At 31.3% G+C, this 15969-nt stretch carries 14 protein-coding genes; 13 read left to right on the plus strand and 1 reads right to left on the minus strand.

All coding sequences use genetic code 11. The features are described 5' to 3' along the window. The first annotated feature begins 4 nt into the window (after positions 1 to 4). The gene (locus tag LPC11_RS06120; protein ID WP_231307387.1) at positions 5 to 1927 is read left to right on the plus strand and encodes a DNA internalization-related competence protein ComEC/Rec2; all 1923 of its coding nucleotides are present in this window, start codon (positions 5 to 7) and stop codon (positions 1925 to 1927) included. Between the two features lie 70 nt (positions 1928 to 1997). Next, on the plus strand, positions 1998 to 2972 hold the full coding sequence (gene holA, locus LPC11_RS06125; protein WP_023372721.1) for a DNA polymerase III subunit delta: 975 nt from the start codon (positions 1998 to 2000) through the stop codon (positions 2970 to 2972). 72 nt (positions 2973 to 3044) lie between these two features. Here holA and rpsT read toward each other — a convergent pair whose 3' ends face one another. After that, positions 3045 to 3296 carry a 30S ribosomal protein S20 gene (rpsT, locus tag LPC11_RS06130; RefSeq protein WP_002451849.1) on the minus strand — a complete coding sequence of 84 codons (252 nt, stop codon included), beginning with the start codon at positions 3294 to 3296 and terminating at the stop codon, positions 3045 to 3047. 332 nt (positions 3297 to 3628) lie between these two features. Between rpsT and lepA the strand changes: the two genes are divergently transcribed. The 11 genes from lepA to LPC11_RS06185 all read left to right on the plus strand — a co-directional run bounded on the left by lepA (position 3629) and on the right by LPC11_RS06185 (position 15964). Next, positions 3629 to 5452 (plus strand): translation elongation factor 4, encoded by a 1824-nt coding sequence (lepA, locus tag LPC11_RS06135; protein WP_023372719.1) that lies wholly within the window; start codon positions 3629 to 3631, stop codon positions 5450 to 5452. A gap of 151 nt (positions 5453 to 5603) precedes the next feature. Next, positions 5604 to 6737: a radical SAM family heme chaperone HemW gene (hemW, locus tag LPC11_RS06140; RefSeq protein WP_023372718.1), complete on the plus strand. Its 1134-nt coding sequence runs from the start codon at positions 5604 to 5606 to the stop codon at positions 6735 to 6737. A gap of 101 nt (positions 6738 to 6838) precedes the next feature. After that, positions 6839 to 7816: a heat-inducible transcriptional repressor HrcA gene (hrcA, locus tag LPC11_RS06145; RefSeq protein ID WP_104681462.1), complete on the plus strand. Its 978-nt coding sequence runs from the start codon at positions 6839 to 6841 to the stop codon at positions 7814 to 7816. A gap of 30 nt (positions 7817 to 7846) precedes the next feature. Continuing rightward, positions 7847 to 8488, plus strand: coding sequence for a nucleotide exchange factor GrpE (gene grpE, locus LPC11_RS06150; RefSeq protein WP_104681461.1), 642 nt, complete (start codon positions 7847 to 7849; stop codon positions 8486 to 8488). Positions 8489 to 8543: 55 nt separating this feature from the next. Then, positions 8544 to 10388 (plus strand): molecular chaperone DnaK, encoded by a 1845-nt coding sequence (gene dnaK, locus LPC11_RS06155; protein WP_107566410.1) that lies wholly within the window; start codon positions 8544 to 8546, stop codon positions 10386 to 10388. Between the two features lie 140 nt (positions 10389 to 10528). Then, positions 10529 to 11665, plus strand: coding sequence for a molecular chaperone DnaJ (gene dnaJ, locus LPC11_RS06160; RefSeq protein WP_002465686.1), 1137 nt, complete (start codon positions 10529 to 10531; stop codon positions 11663 to 11665). Between the two features lie 6 nt (positions 11666 to 11671). Continuing rightward, positions 11672 to 12610 carry a 50S ribosomal protein L11 methyltransferase gene (gene prmA, locus LPC11_RS06165; RefSeq protein ID WP_231307388.1) on the plus strand — a complete coding sequence of 313 codons (939 nt, stop codon included), beginning with the start codon at positions 11672 to 11674 and terminating at the stop codon, positions 12608 to 12610. Position 12611: 1 nt separating this feature from the next. Further along, a complete protein-coding gene (locus LPC11_RS06170; RefSeq protein ID WP_023372708.1) occupies positions 12612 to 13364 on the plus strand; it encodes a 16S rRNA (uracil(1498)-N(3))-methyltransferase in 753 nt (250 codons plus the stop codon). 5 nt (positions 13365 to 13369) lie between these two features. Then, positions 13370 to 14716, plus strand: coding sequence for a tRNA (N(6)-L-threonylcarbamoyladenosine(37)-C(2))-methylthiotransferase MtaB (gene mtaB, locus LPC11_RS06175; RefSeq protein ID WP_231307181.1), 1347 nt, complete (start codon positions 13370 to 13372; stop codon positions 14714 to 14716). A 129-nt stretch (positions 14717 to 14845) separates the two neighbouring features. After that, a complete protein-coding gene (gene rpsU / locus LPC11_RS06180; RefSeq protein ID WP_000048060.1) occupies positions 14846 to 15022 on the plus strand; it encodes a 30S ribosomal protein S21 in 177 nt (58 codons plus the stop codon). A gap of 234 nt (positions 15023 to 15256) precedes the next feature. Then, positions 15257 to 15964 carry an NfeD family protein gene (locus LPC11_RS06185; protein WP_023372704.1) on the plus strand — a complete coding sequence of 236 codons (708 nt, stop codon included), beginning with the start codon at positions 15257 to 15259 and terminating at the stop codon, positions 15962 to 15964. Positions 15965 to 15969: the final 5 nt, after the last annotated feature.

Raw genomic sequence — 15969 nt, forward strand, 5'->3', positions numbered from 1 at the left:
AGAATTGGAATCATATAAGGGAATTCTTAGTTGGAAGGGAAACAAATATAAGTATATATATAAAACCAAAGATATAAATAAATCCATAAATATTGAAAATCAAACGTGTTTGATAAAAGGTGAATTCTCACTAAACAATACTTCTCAACCATTTATATTTATTAGGCAAGTCGATTTAAGCAGTTGTCAATCCAACAAGAGTCTTTCTTTTATAAATAAGTATCAAAGTTATATTCATGATCAAATGCAACAGTCTCATAGTATTTATTTTGATAGAATATTAGGCTTAATATCCGGAGATACTAGTTCATTAAATCCAATGTTTATAGAAGATGTAAAAGAAATAGGTATTTATCATTTACTTGCAGTAAGTGGTTCACATGTAGCTGCAATAATATATTTGATATATCAGATATTTGTTAGATTCAATACGCCCATTATTATCATCAAATCAATACTTCTTATACTTTTACCACTTTATGCTTTATATACAGATTTTGCCCCAAGTGCGGTTAGGGCTATTTTAGCTGCTATTATTTTACTTTTACTCCCTAAATCTTTAAAAATAAATCCACTTGAATTGTTGTCTATCGTTTTTATTTTAATGTTTTTTATTAATCCACAAATAGTCTATGATATTGGATTTCAATTTTCATTCCTCATTTCATTATTTCTAATGATATCCTCACCATTATTAAAACAATTATCCGGATTAAAACTGATAGTTGCAGTTACATTTATTGCACAACTTGGTGCCTTACTCATTAGCATCTATCATTTTAATCAAATACAATGGATTGGCTTAATTTCTAACTTAGTTTTTGTACCTTTTTATAGTTTCTTTATATTTCCATTAGCTATTCTTTTCTATGTTCTTTCACATTTTACTATTCATTTAAGTATTTTAAATGCTAATATTAGCGTTATTTTTAAATTACATGATTGTTTAGTCTCTATATTTTTAAAGTTAAAGTATTTAAGAGTTTTTGTACCAGACCTCAGTACAATTAGCTTGATATTGATTATGATATTCACATTTCTATCTTTGTTTTTATTTGTTAAAAAGTATTTTTTTAAAGCTATATTTATTATATGTATGGGTATTTCTCTTATCATATATTACTCTAGTGGTACCGAAGGGCAATTAACTATGTTAGATGTTGGACAAGGAGACAGTATATTATTTCAAACTGAGAGTAAACAAAATATTATGATTGATACTGGAGGAAAACGATCAGAAAATCATAAGCAACCTAACTTCAATATATCGAAATACAAAACAATGCCGAGTTTAAAATCAAAAGGTATTTCTAAAATAGATTATCTTATAATTTCCCATCCTCATCTCGACCATATGGGGGAATTACCTTATTTAGCATCACACATTAATATTAAGAACATAATCTTATTAAAAGATAGTTTTTCTCAATCAGACTTGTATAATGTAGAGAAAATTTGCGAAGCCAATCATATCAAATTATTAGATGCTAATCATTTACATACACTAAATTTAAAAGATACAACACTTCGCTTTTTGGATACGTATATAAAAGATAGTGATGATAAAAATGAACATTCCATTGTTATCCTTTTATCATATAAACATAAAAATATATTGTTAACAGGTGATATGACTATTCAAAATGAGGCGTTGCTTCTACAACGTTATCAATTACCTAAAATAGATATTTTAAAAGTAGCACACCATGGTAGTAAAACGAGTAGTTCATCGAATTTACTTCAGTTAATCAAGCCGGAAATCAGTCTCATATCTAGTGGTAGAGGAAATAAATATCAATTACCTAATCAAGAAGTGATTCAAAGACTATACGAAAATGGTAGCAAAGTATATGATACTCAAATGAATGGAGAAATAACCGTTAAGCTAAATTCGATTTTAACTATTACTACAAAACAAAGTAATTAAATGACTAGAGGTTGATGAATGTATCATGATATAATTTTATAATGTGAACTAATTTGAAAGGGTGTAATATATGTCTGATAATATCGTAACGGTATATGGAGAAGTGCCAGACCTAGTGGAGAAAAAAAGTTCTGAAATGATCAATAAATACTTACAGACAGAGAAAGATGACTTTAATTTCATTAAGTTTAATTTATACGAAACAGAAATTACACCAATCATTGAAGAAACTTTGACTATGCCGTTTTTTTCAGACAAAAAGGTTATTTTAGTTAAGAACGCTTATGTATTTACTGGTGAAAAAGTAACTAAGGAATTAAGTCAAAATACTGATCAATTAATAGAATTCCTAGAAAAATATGACGGAGATAACCTTATAATATTTGAAGTTTACCAAAATAAATTAGATGAGCGAAAGAAACTAACTAAAACACTTAAAAAAAATGGTCAACTTAAAAAAGTAGAGCAAATGTCTGAAGAAGAAATTAAAAAATGGATACAATCTAAGCTGAACGAGAATTTTAAAGATATTAAACAAGATGCACTTAATATGTTTATTGAATTAACCGGTGTTAATTTTAATATCGTTTCTCAAGAACTAGATAAACTCATGCTGTTTCTAGGAGATAGACCTACAATCAACAAAGATGATGTTCATCAAATTATTAATCGTAGTTTAGAACAAAACGTGTTTCTGTTGACTGAGTATATTCAAAAACGTCAAAAAAACAAAGCCATTCAATTAGTTAAAGATTTAATAAACATGAAGGAAGAACCAATAAAATTACTTGCTCTTATTACAAGTAATTATAGATTATATTATCAATGCAAGATTTTAAGTCAAAAAGGCTATAGTGGACAACAAATCGCAAAAACAGTTAATGTTCATCCTTATAGAGTTAAATTGGCTTTAGGCCAAGTCCGTCATTATCAGTTGGAAGACTTATTGAATATCATTAATTCTTGTGCTGAAACAGATTATAAATTGAAATCATCATATATGGATAAACACCTTATATTAGAATTGTTTATTTTATCATTATAACTTCAAGTGTAAATACTAAAATACAAATAAAAGCTAGTTCAACCAAATAGGTGAACTAGCTTTTATTAATTATTATTTGTTAGCGCTCATCAATTGTGATTTTACGCGGTCAGCTTTGTTTGAGTGGATTAAGTTGCTTTGAGCAGCTTTATCTAATTGCTTAATTGCAAAGCTTACTAATTCATTTTTGTTATCGGCATTTGTCTCAATAGCTGATTTCGCACGTTTAACTGCTGTACGCATAGTATTTTTCTTAGAAATATTACGCTCTTCAGCTGTTTGAGTTGTTTTAACACGTTTAACTGCAGATTTAATGTTTGGCATTACTGTCACCTCCTAAAAGTGAACTAACTTATCAAATTTAATTATATTTGATTACAACAAGAAATATTTTATCAAATGTACTACCTTTGTGCAATCATTTATTTAATGCGTATCTTAATGAACGAATATCACATTATAGTATTGGAATTAAGTTCGTAACACTTTATAATAAAGTATGCATTAATAATACTTAAACCAATATAAGTATTAGTTTATCAAAGTAATTGATTTATTTAAACGTTTAATTAGAAGTTTGCATTTGCAAATTAAAAACGTTATCATATCAAAGATATACAAATACGGGTTACTAATATGAAAGTGAGAAGGATACAATGGATAAGCAAGAACGTTTTAATAGAAGAGAGAAAATTAGAAATTTCTCCATTATTGCTCATATAGACCACGGTAAATCTACTCTAGCAGATAGAATCCTTGAAAATACAAAATCAGTTGAAACAAGAGATATGCAAGATCAATTGTTAGATTCAATGGATTTAGAAAGAGAACGTGGAATTACAATTAAATTAAATGCTGTACGTTTAAAATACGAAGCTAAAGATGGAGAAACATATACATTCCATTTAATTGATACACCAGGACACGTCGATTTTACATATGAAGTATCTCGTTCATTAGCAGCATGTGAAGGGGCTATTTTAGTTGTAGATGCCGCTCAAGGTATAGAAGCACAAACTTTAGCAAATGTTTATTTAGCTTTAGATAATAATTTAGAGTTATTACCTGTAGTTAATAAAATTGACTTACCAGCAGCTGAACCGGACAGAGTTAAACAAGAGTTAGAAGATGTGATTGGTTTAGATCAAGATGATGTTGTTTTAGCTAGTGCCAAATCTAATATCGGTATTGAAGAAATTTTAGAAAAGATTGTTGAGGTTGTACCAGCACCAGATGGTGATCCAGATGCACCATTGAAAGCTTTGATTTTTGACTCTGAATATGATCCTTATAGAGGTGTTATTTCATCTATTCGTGTAATAGATGGGGTAGTCAAAGCAGGGGACAAAATTAAAATGATGGCTACCGGTAAAGAATTCGAAGTTACTGAGGTTGGAATTAATACACCTAAGCAATTACCAGTCGACGAATTAACTGTTGGTGATGTTGGCTATATTATTGCTAGTATTAAAAATGTTGATGATTCACGTGTTGGTGATACAATTACGCTTGCAAACCGACCTGCTGAACAACCATTACAAGGGTATAAGAAAATGAATCCAATGGTTTATTGTGGACTCTTCCCAATCGATAATAAAAATTATAATGATTTGCGTGAATCACTTGAAAAACTACAATTAAACGATGCTTCATTAGAATTCGAACCTGAGTCATCTCAAGCACTTGGGTTTGGTTATAGAACTGGATTTTTAGGTATGTTACACATGGAAATCATTCAAGAAAGAATCGAACGAGAATTTGGAATTGAATTGATTGCGACAGCACCATCTGTAATTTACCAATGTATCTTAAAAGATGGTTCAGAAGTTACAGTAGATAACCCAGCGCAAATGCCTGAACGTGATAGAATAGAAAAGATATACGAACCATACGTTCGTGCAACTATGATGGTGCCGAATGATTATGTTGGTGCAGTTATGGAGCTATGTCAACGTAAGCGTGGACAATTCGTTAATATGGACTATTTAGATGACATTCGAGTTAACATTGTCTATGAAATTCCATTATCTGAAGTAGTATTTGATTTCTTTGATCAACTTAAATCCAATACAAAAGGATATGCTTCGTTTGACTATGAATTCATCGAAAATAAAGAAAGTGACCTAGTTAAAATGGACATATTGCTTAACGGTGAAAAAGTCGATGCATTAAGCTTTATCGTGCATAAAGAATTTGCTTACGATCGAGGAAAAGCACTAGTTGAAAAACTAAAAACATTAATCCCAAGACAACAATTTGAAGTTCCAGTACAAGCAGCCATTGGTCAAAAAATTGTTGCACGAACAAACATTAAATCTATGGGCAAAAATGTACTTTCTAAATGTTACGGCGGAGACATTAGCCGAAAACGTAAATTATTAGAAAAACAAAAAGCTGGTAAAGCTAAAATGAAAGCTGTTGGTAATGTAGAAATTCCACAAGATGCATTCCTTGCAGTACTAAAAATGGACGAAGAATAAACTTTAAATTGTAAACACTTATTTAATTTGTGTTAGGTATAAAATAGCTAAGCATTTGAACTGAGGTGGGAAAAGAATGATGTTTCTGAAACTAATTCTATCCCGCCTCTAATTTTTTATAATTTTAAACCATAATTTTGGAGGAGTTAAAGTGTCAATACAAAGCGCATATATTCATATACCTTTTTGCGTTCGCATATGTACTTACTGTGACTTCAACAAGTATTTTATCGATAAGCAACCAGTTGATGAATATTTAGATGCATTAATTTTAGAAATGGAACGACGTACCCAAAATGCTAATACGAAATTAAAAACAATGTATGTAGGCGGAGGTACTCCAACAGCTTTAAATATAGAGCAATTAAATAAACTCTTAACAGCAATTAATAGAATTTTCACTATTGAAGGTGAATTTAGTTTTGAAGCGAACCCTGATGAATTAACATTCGAAAAAGTAAAATTACTTAAAGCATTTGGTGTGAATCGAATATCCATGGGAGTACAAACATTTAAACCTGAATTGTTAGAAATTCTTGGAAGAACACACAAAACAGAAGATATATATGATGCTGTAAGAAATGCTAGAGATGTAGGGATTGAATCTATTAGTTTGGACTTAATGTATCATCTACCTCAACAAACCTTAGAGGATTTTGAAAAAAGTTTGAATTTAGCTATGGAAATGGATATTGATCATATTTCAAGTTATGGATTAATTCTAGAGCCCAAAACTCAATTCTATAACATGTATAGAAAAGGACATTTAAAATTGCCTAATGAAGATTTAGGCGCAGAAATGTATCAGACTTTAATGCATAAAATTGAGGACTCAAGATTCCATCAATATGAAATTTCAAATTTTGCTATAGATGGTCATGAATCAGAGCATAATAAGGTGTATTGGTTAAATGAAGAATACTATGGTTTCGGAGCAGGAGCGAGTGGTTATACAAATGGCGTACGCTATACAAATGTGAATCCTGTCAATCATTATATAAAAGCTATTACTAATCAAGAAGACCCCATATTAACAGAAACACGTCCAACTACAAACGAACAAATGGAAGAAGAAATGTTTTTAGGATTAAGGTTAAATTGCGGCGTTAACAAAAATAAATTCAATGAAAAATTTAATACAACCATCGACCAAATATTTGGTCAAACTATTATTAGTTTGAAAAATAGAAAGTTAATTGAAGAAACTCAAGATTATATTTATCTAACCGAAAGAGGAAAAGTCATTGGTAATGAGGTTTTTGAAGCATTTTTATTAAATAGTTAAAATAAATTTAAAATTCTAGAGCTTTAACATTGACTTACTTTGACCAATTTGATAAATTATAATTAGCACTTGAGAGAAAAGAGTGCTAATGAGGTGAAAACATGATAACAGATAGACAATTAAGCATTTTAAATGCAATTGTTGAAGATTATGTTGATTATGGACAACCCATTGGTTCTAAAACACTAATCGATCGTCACAACTTAAATGTAAGTCCTGCGACGATACGTAACGAAATGAAACAACTTGAGGATATGAATTTCATTGAGAAAGTCCATACATCCTCAGGACGTTCACCATCTGAATTAGGTTTTAGATATTATGTTAATCAATTATTAGAACAAACATCTCATCAAAATTCAAACAAAATTCAACGTTTAAATCAATTAATGGTTGAGAATCATTATGATACATCATCTGCGTTGACATACTTCGCAAATGAATTATCAATGATGTCTCAATATGCAACGTTGGTTGTTCGTCCTAATCATAATCAAGATATTATAAATAATATTCATTTGATTCGTGCTAATACACATTTAGTGATTATGGTTATCGTATTTTCATCAGGTCATGTTGAAAATGTGCATCTAACTTCTGAACTACCTTTAACCAATGATGAATTAAATAAAATATCAAACTTCTTATCACAACAATATGATGAGTTAGTTAAAGGTCAGATTGAAGAGATAGATAGATTTGCACAAAATCAAAATGAAGCTCATTTTATTAAACAATTAATTAAAATGATGAATTTACACATTTCCAATCAAAGTAATAGCATTTACATGGGTGGAAAGGTTAAACTGATTGATGCATTGAATGAATCTAATGTATCTTCAATCCAACCCATCCTACAATATATCGAATCAAATCGAATTGTAGAGCTATTAGATGATATATCTACATCTCATATCAATGTAAAAATTGGTAAAGAGATTGATGAAAATTTAAGCGATATATCTATCGTAACAACTCAGTATCACTTTGATGAGAAACTCAAAGGTCAAATTGCGGTTATTGGACCAACTGCGATGCATTATCAAAATGTGATTCAATTACTTAACCAAATTTGGTAATGTAATTAGAATTGTATTGGAGGGCAGAAAATGACAGAAAAAGACGAATCAGTGAAACAAAATGCTGAATCACAAACAGAAGAAACAACAGAAAACAACTCTGAAGAAACATCTAATTCAGTAGAAAACACTGAATCTAATAATTCGCAAGATGTTGAAACAAATGAAGAAGCGACAAATAAGGATGCTTCAAATGAAGATGATGAAAATGTAGATCCAAAAGATCAAGAAATTGAACGTTTGCAACAATTAGCAAATGAAAATGAAGAAAAATATTTAAGATTATATGCTGAATTCGAAAATTATAAACGTCGAATTCAAAATGAAAACAAAATCAATAAAACTTATCAAGCTCAAGGCGTCTTAACTGACATTTTACCAACAATTGATAATATTGAACGCGCACTTCAAATTGAAGGAGATGATGATTCATTTAAATCACTTCAAAAAGGTGTTCAAATGGTACATGAAAGCCTATTGAGAGCTTTGAAAGATAATGGTCTTGAAGAAATTGAATCTGAAGGTCAATCTTTTGATCCCAATGTACATCAAGCTGTAGTTCAAGATGATAATCCTGAATATGAATCAGGTGTTATCACACAAGAATTACAAAAAGGGTACAAATTAAAAGATAGAGTATTAAGACCATCAATGGTTAAAGTAAACCAATAAAAATTGGCGAAAAAACATTGAACAAAATGATTAATCAAAATGGAGGAATTTTATTATGAGTAAAGTAATCGGTATAGACTTAGGAACAACAAACTCTTGTGTATCAGTATTAGAAGGAGACGAACCAAAAGTAATTCAAAACCCTGAGGGTGCACGTACAACACCATCAGTAGTTGCATTTAAAAATGGTGAAACTCAAGTTGGTGAAGTAGCTAAAAGACAAGCAATCACTAACCCAAATACTGTACAGTCAATCAAACGTCATATGGGTACAGACTATAAAGTAGATATTGAAGGTAAATCATATACCCCTCAAGAAATTTCAGCAATGATTTTACAAAACTTAAAAAATACTGCGGAAAGTTATTTAGGCGATAAAGTTGAAAAAGCTGTCATCACAGTACCTGCTTACTTCAATGATGCTGAACGTCAAGCAACAAAAGATGCGGGTAAAATTGCTGGATTAGAAGTAGAACGTATTATTAATGAACCTACTGCAGCTGCATTAGCATATGGTTTAGATAAAACTGAACAAGATCAAAAAGTCTTAGTATTTGACTTAGGTGGCGGTACTTTCGACGTTTCAATCCTAGAATTAGGTGACGGTGTATTCGAAGTACTTTCAACTGCTGGTGATAATAAACTAGGTGGGGATGACTTTGACCAAGTTATCATCGACTATTTAGTTTCTGAATTCAAAAAAGAAAACGGCGTAGATTTATCACAAGATAAAATGGCATTACAACGTCTTAAAGATGCAGCAGAAAAAGCTAAAAAAGACTTATCAGGCGTATCTCAAACACAAATTTCATTACCATTCATCTCAGCAGGAGAAAGTGGTCCATTACACTTAGAAATTAACTTAACTCGTTCAAAATTTGAAGAATTAGCAGATTCATTAATTAAACGTACAATGGAACCAACTCGTCAAGCTATGAAAGATGCTGGATTATCAAATTCTGATATCGACGAAGTAATTTTAGTTGGTGGTTCAACTCGTATTCCTGCAGTTCAAGATGCAGTTAAAAAAGAAATTGGTAAAGATCCACACAAAGGTGTTAACCCTGACGAAGTAGTTGCAATGGGTGCAGCAATTCAAGGTGGCGTAATCACTGGCGATGTTAAAGACGTAGTATTATTAGACGTAACGCCATTATCATTAGGTATCGAAATCATGGGTGGTCGTATGAATACGTTAATTGAACGTAATACAACGATCCCAACTTCAAAATCACAAGTATATTCTACAGCAGCTGATAATCAACCAGCAGTAGATATCCATGTATTACAAGGTGAACGTCCAATGGCGTCAGACAATAAAACACTTGGTAGATTCCAATTAACTGATATTCCACCAGCTCCACGTGGTGTACCTCAAATCGAAGTAACTTTCGATATCGATAAAAACGGTATTGTTAACGTAACAGCTAAAGACTTAGGTACTAATAAAGAACAAAATATTACAATCCAATCAAGTTCTTCATTATCAGACGACGAAATCGATCGCATGGTTAAAGACGCAGAAGAAAATGCTGAAGCAGATAAAAAACGTCGTGAAGAAGTAGACTTAAGAAACGAAGCAGATAGCTTAGTATTCCAAGTAGAAAAAACAATTAATGATTTAGGCGAAAATATCGGTGAAGATGATAAGAAAAATGCTGAAGACAAAAAAGAAGCATTAAAATCAGCACTTGAAGGTGAAGATATCGACGATATTAAAGCTAAAAAAGAAGAGCTTGAAAAAGTTGTTCAAGATTTATCAGCTAAAGTATATCAACAAGCGCAACAAGCGCAACAAGCGCAACAACAAGCTCAAGGTGCAACTGGTGAACAAAACCAAGATAGCACTGTAGAAGATGCAGAATTTAAAGAAGTTAAAGATGACGAAGATAAAAAATAATATCTAATTCAATTGAATTAACTTCTTGCAAAGCTATTAAAAAAGTCAAAGTCAATTGCACATTGGCTTTGGCTTTTTATTTGGATAGTTAATATGAATTAGTTAAACTAATCTTGTTAGTATAAAAAGGAGAGGTTACTGTGGCCAAAAGAGATTATTATGAGGTCTTAGGAGTAAGTAAAGGTGCTTCTAAAGACGAAATTAAAAAAGCTTACAGAAAATTATCGAAAAAATATCATCCCGACATCAATAAAGAAGAAGGCGCAGATGAAAAATTTAAAGAAATATCTGAAGCATATGAAGTGTTAAGTGATGATAATAAGAGAGCAAATTATGATCAATTCGGACATGCTGGCGCTCAAGGCGGTTTCGGTAGTCAAGGCTTTGGTGGTGGCGACTTTGGCGGATTTAGTGGAGGTGGCTTCGAAGATATTTTCAGTTCATTCTTCGGCGGTGCCTCAAGACAACGTGATCCTAATGCACCACGTAAAGGTGATGACCTACAATATACAATGACTATCACTTTTGACGAAGCAGTATTTGGTGGTAAAAAAGAAATTTCAATTCGAAAAGATGTCACATGTCATACATGTGATGGTGAAGGTGCAAAACCTGGAACTAATAAGAAAACATGTAGTTATTGTAACGGAGCAGGATCAGTTTCAGTAGAACAAAATACGATTCTAGGTAGAGTTAGAACAGAACAAGTTTGTCCTAAATGTGAAGGTAGCGGTCAAGAGTTTGAAGAGCCATGTCCAACATGTCATGGTAAAGGAACTGAAAATAAAACAGTTAAATTAGAAGTAACTATCCCTGAAGGTGTTGATAATGAACAACAAATTCGTCTTGCTGGCGAAGGTTCTCCAGGTGTTAACGGTGGTCCAAGCGGTGACCTATATGTTGTATTCAGAGTTAAACCTTCTGAAGTATTTAAACGAGATGGCGATGATATTTATTATGATTTAAATATTAGTTTCCCTCAAGCCGCATTAGGTGATGAAGTAAAAATCCCTACTTTAAACAGTAATGTAGTATTAACAATTCCTGCAGGTACACAAACTGGAAAACAATTTCGCCTAAAAGACAAAGGTATCAAAAATGTACACGGATATGGACATGGTGACTTATTTGTTAATATTAAGGTGCTAACACCAACTAAAATGACAGAACGTCAAAAAGAATTAATGAAAGAATTTGCAGATATAAATGGTGAAGAATTAACTGAGCAACCATCTAATTTTAAAGATAAAGCAAAAAGATTCTTTAAAGGAGAATAAAAAATAATGAATTGGACGGAACTATCAATCGTAGTAAACCATGATGTCGAATATTTGATAACAGATATACTAGAAAATTATGGATCAAATGGAGTAGTTATAGAAGATTCCAATGACTTAATCAATCCGCCAGAAGATAAATTTGGTGAAATTTACGAATTAAATAGCGAAGATTATCCATCAGAAGGTGTTAGATTAAAAGCTTACTTTAATGAAATGACCTTTGATGATACTTTGCTATCTAACATAGAGAAGGACATTTTATCGCTACAAGATATCGACCAAGATATTTTAAATATTTCACATCAAACAATTGCAGAAGCGGATTGGGAAAATGAATGGAAAAATTATTTTCATACATTCAGGGCATCTCAAACATTTATGATTGTTCCTAGTTGGGAAACCTATACTAAAGAATCAGCAAATGAGCTTTGTATAGAATTAGACCCTGGAATGGCTTTTGGGACAGGAGATCACCCCACAACAAGCATGTGTTTAAAAGCAATTGAGAACTTTGTGAAACCTCAACATTCCGTGATCGATGTAGGTACAGGTTCAGGTATTTTAAGTATTGCAAGTCACTTGATTGGTGTTAAAAGAATTAAAGCTTTAGATATCGATGAAATGGCTGTCAATGTAGCCAAAGAGAATTTTGAAAAGAATCATTGTTTAAACGCGATTGAAGCAGTTCCTGGTAATTTGTTAAAAGATGAAAAAGAACATTTTGATATTGTTATTGCAAATATTTTAGCTCATATTATTGATGAAATGATAGAAGACGCTTATAATACAGTCAATGAAGATGGTTATTTTATAACTTCAGGTATTATTGAAGAAAAATACAAAGATATTGAATCACACATGAAACGTGTAGGTTTTAAAATTATTTCAGTTCAACATGACAACGGTTGGGTTTGTATCGTTGGTCAGAAAGTGAGTGACTAAGTTGCAAAGATATTTTATCAATCAAAACGCTGATGAAAGTCAGCGTTTTTTTATTACAAATAAAGAAGATATACATCATATTAAGAACGTGATGAGACATAGTGAAGGCCAACAGATAGTCATCACATTTAATGATCAAAATGTCTATATATGTAAAATCATTCATATAGCAGATCAAGAAATAGAAGTTGAATTAACAGAAAAGCAAGATATTGATACTGAGTTACCGCAACATATTACGATATGTAGCGGGTTAATTAAAGCAGATAAATATGAATGGATGATTCAAAAGGCAACTGAACTAGGTGCTAGTGAATTTATTGCTGTTGAAATGCAACGTTCTATAGTTAAATTAAATCATTCAAAGGTGTCAAAAAAGCTTGAAAGATGGCAAAAAATTATTAAAGAAGCGGCTGAACAAAGTTATCGATTAACTATTCCTCACATCAGTTACCTATCGAATTCAAAGTCAATTTGTGATATTATAAATCAGTATGATTATGTCCTTGTTGCTTATGAAGAAGAAGCTAAACATGGTGAAATTAGTCATTTTAAACATATGTTAAAGCAATTTAAGCCACAAGATCGTGTATTACTTATATTTGGACCTGAAGGTGGACTATCTGATGAAGAAGTGTCAATGTTAAAGTCTCATTCACAGTTAGTTGGTTTAGGGCCAAGAATTTTACGGGCAGAAACAGCGCCATTATATACATTAGGCGCATTAAGTTATGAAAAAGAATTAATGGGGTGAACAATATGTCCACAGTTGCGTTTCACACTTTAGGTTGTAAAGTTAACCACTATGAAACAGAAGCAATTTGGCAATTATTTAAGGAAGCAGATTACGAACGAGTTGATTTTGAAACAAATGCAGATGTATTTGTTATCAATACTTGTACTGTAACTAATACAGGCGATAAAAAAAGTAGACAAATCATTAGAAGAGCAATCAGAAAAAATCCAGATGCTGTCGTTTGTGTTACTGGTTGTTATGCACAAACATCTTCAGCAGAAATTATGGAAATTCCTGGCGTAGATGTCGTAGTAGGAACACAAAATAGACATAAATTACTAGATTATATAGATGAGTTCCAAAAAGAACGTCAACCAATTAATGGTGTAGGTAACATCATGAAAAACCGTAAATATGAAGAATTAGATGTACCATACTTCACTGATAGAACAAGAGCATCATTAAAAATACAAGAAGGTTGTAACAACTTTTGTACATTCTGCATTATTCCATGGGCACGTGGTTTAATGAGATCAAGAGACCCTGAAAAAGTTGTAGAACAAGCTACAACTTTAGTTAATGCGGGTTATAAAGAAATTGTTTTAACTGGTATCCATACAGGTGGTTATGGTCAAGATCTTAAGAATTACAACTTAGCGCAATTATTAAGAGATTTAGATCAAGTGGATGGTTTAGAACGTATTCGTATTTCTTCTATTGAAGCAAGTCAATTAACTGATGAAGTTATTGATGTCTTAGAAGGTTCAAACAAAATCGTAAGACATTTACATGTGCCTTTACAATCTGGTTCAGATACAGTTCTTAAACGTATGAGACGTAAATATACTATGGCACATTTCTCTGAAAGAATTACTAAACTACATGAAGCATTACCAGATGTTGCAATAACAAGCGATGTTATTGTAGGTTTCCCTGGCGAAACTGAAGAAGAATTCCAAGAAACATATGACTTTATTGTTAAACATAAATTCTCTGAATTACACGTTTTCCCATATTCATCTAGAATTGGAACACCAGCAGCAAGAATGGATGACCAAATTGATGAAGAAATTAAAAATGAACGTGTCCACAAATTAATTGCATTAAGTGATCAACTTGCAAAAGAGTACGCTTCAAAATTTGAAGATGAAGTACTAGAAGTTATTCCTGAAGAAAATGGCGAAAAACCAAATACTTTAGTCGGATATGCAGATAATTACATGAAAGTAGAATTTGAAGGTTCTGAAGATTTAATTGGTCAAATTATTAAAGTGAAAATTCAAAAAGCTGATTATCCATTAAACTACGGGAAAGCTATCCGTATCGTAGAACATGCAACAAATAAATCAGAACATGAAGTACTAGTTTAATTATTTTAAAAATATAAATTTTAGTAATTGACCGGATATTGGAGATATATTATACTAATTAAAGCATAGTTTTACCTATGCACTTGAATATATAAATTTCCGTTGATATTTGGAGGGAGGGAAATACAGATGTCTAAAACAGTAGTACGTAAAAATGAATCACTTGAAGATGCTTTACGTCGATTTAAGCGTTCAGTTTCAAAAAGTGGTACTATCCAAGAAGTACGTAAACGTGAATTTTACGAAAAACCTAGTGTTAAACGTAAAAAGAAATCAGAAGCTGCACGTAAACGTAAATTCAAATAATTAATAACTCTGTTGACTCCCTCAACAAGAATGTTAATTATAAATATGAAACACCTCAGGTTGTAATCTGAGGTGTTTTTTGTTTGCTTGTTATAGTGAATTAAATTCATTGTTTATAACTAATTTTTCTGTAATTACTATTATTTTAGACAAATTATTTTTTTTATATATTAGTGAATCACTATAATATGACTGCGTTTTCATGTATAATTATTTTGAGAGCGAGGTGAAAGAATGGGATATCTAAATGAAATACATACGTTACTCTTAACACAATTTTCATCAGAGAATAATTGGGTCAATGACATTGCTAATATCATTGTTCATCCATTGGTATCACTTATTCTTACATGTATTATATTTTTAGGCTTTTTATATCAATTGTATTCTAAAAGAATCAATTTTATTGGTATTATCGCTTCATTAGCCCTATTAATCATGTTTTTAGGCTTTCTAATGCAAGGTGATGTCAATATTTTGTCAGTCATATTATTTGCAGTGGGTGTTATTTTCGTCATAATTGAATTATTTGTCGTTGGAGCAGTCATTGGTATGATTGGTATGATTTTAATAACAATAAGCATAGTCATGTTAGGAAATAACTTGTTACTCATGCTAGGTAATGTCATCGTGGCCTTAATATTATCAATCATTGAATGGGTGATTTTAGTTAAATTATTCAACAGAAAAATTCCATTTTTGGAAAAGGTTATTTTAAAAGATTCAACAAATGCTGAATCAGGATATACGTCACATGATGATCGCTCTCATTTAGTTGGTAAAACAGCTCGCACTATTACCGATTTAAGACCAGCTGGTATCATATCTTGTGATGATGATCGTATCGATGCAGTTTCTGATGGTACGTTTATTTTAAGAAATAGACAAGTCAAAATACTAGAGGTTGAAGGTACACGAGTTGTTGTAAGAGAAATAGAATAAAATAA

Source organism: Staphylococcus sp. HL28 (assembly GCF_021117155.1).
In the GTDB taxonomy this organism is placed as follows: Bacteria; Bacillota; Bacilli; order Staphylococcales; family Staphylococcaceae; genus Staphylococcus; species Staphylococcus warneri.

What these genes read in the sequence shown, in the direction of transcription:
- holA (WP_023372721.1), top strand. Translation starts at nt 1,998, where the DNA reads ATGTCTGATAATATCGTAACGGTATATGGAGAAGTGCCAGACCTAGTG.
- rpsT (WP_002451849.1), bottom strand. Translation starts at nt 3,296, where the DNA reads ATGCCAAACATTAAATCTGCAGTTAAACGTGTTAAAACAACTCAAACA.
- lepA (WP_023372719.1), top strand. Translation starts at nt 3,629, where the DNA reads ATGGATAAGCAAGAACGTTTTAATAGAAGAGAGAAAATTAGAAATTTC.
- hrcA (WP_104681462.1), top strand. Translation starts at nt 6,839, where the DNA reads ATGATAACAGATAGACAATTAAGCATTTTAAATGCAATTGTTGAAGAT.
- grpE (WP_104681461.1), top strand. Translation starts at nt 7,847, where the DNA reads ATGACAGAAAAAGACGAATCAGTGAAACAAAATGCTGAATCACAAACA.
- dnaK (WP_107566410.1), top strand. Translation starts at nt 8,544, where the DNA reads ATGAGTAAAGTAATCGGTATAGACTTAGGAACAACAAACTCTTGTGTA.
- prmA (WP_231307388.1), top strand. Translation starts at nt 11,672, where the DNA reads ATGAATTGGACGGAACTATCAATCGTAGTAAACCATGATGTCGAATAT.
- mtaB (WP_231307181.1), top strand. Translation starts at nt 13,370, where the DNA reads ATGTCCACAGTTGCGTTTCACACTTTAGGTTGTAAAGTTAACCACTAT.
- rpsU (WP_000048060.1), top strand. Translation starts at nt 14,846, where the DNA reads ATGTCTAAAACAGTAGTACGTAAAAATGAATCACTTGAAGATGCTTTA.
- LPC11_RS06185 (WP_023372704.1), top strand. Translation starts at nt 15,257, where the DNA reads ATGGGATATCTAAATGAAATACATACGTTACTCTTAACACAATTTTCA.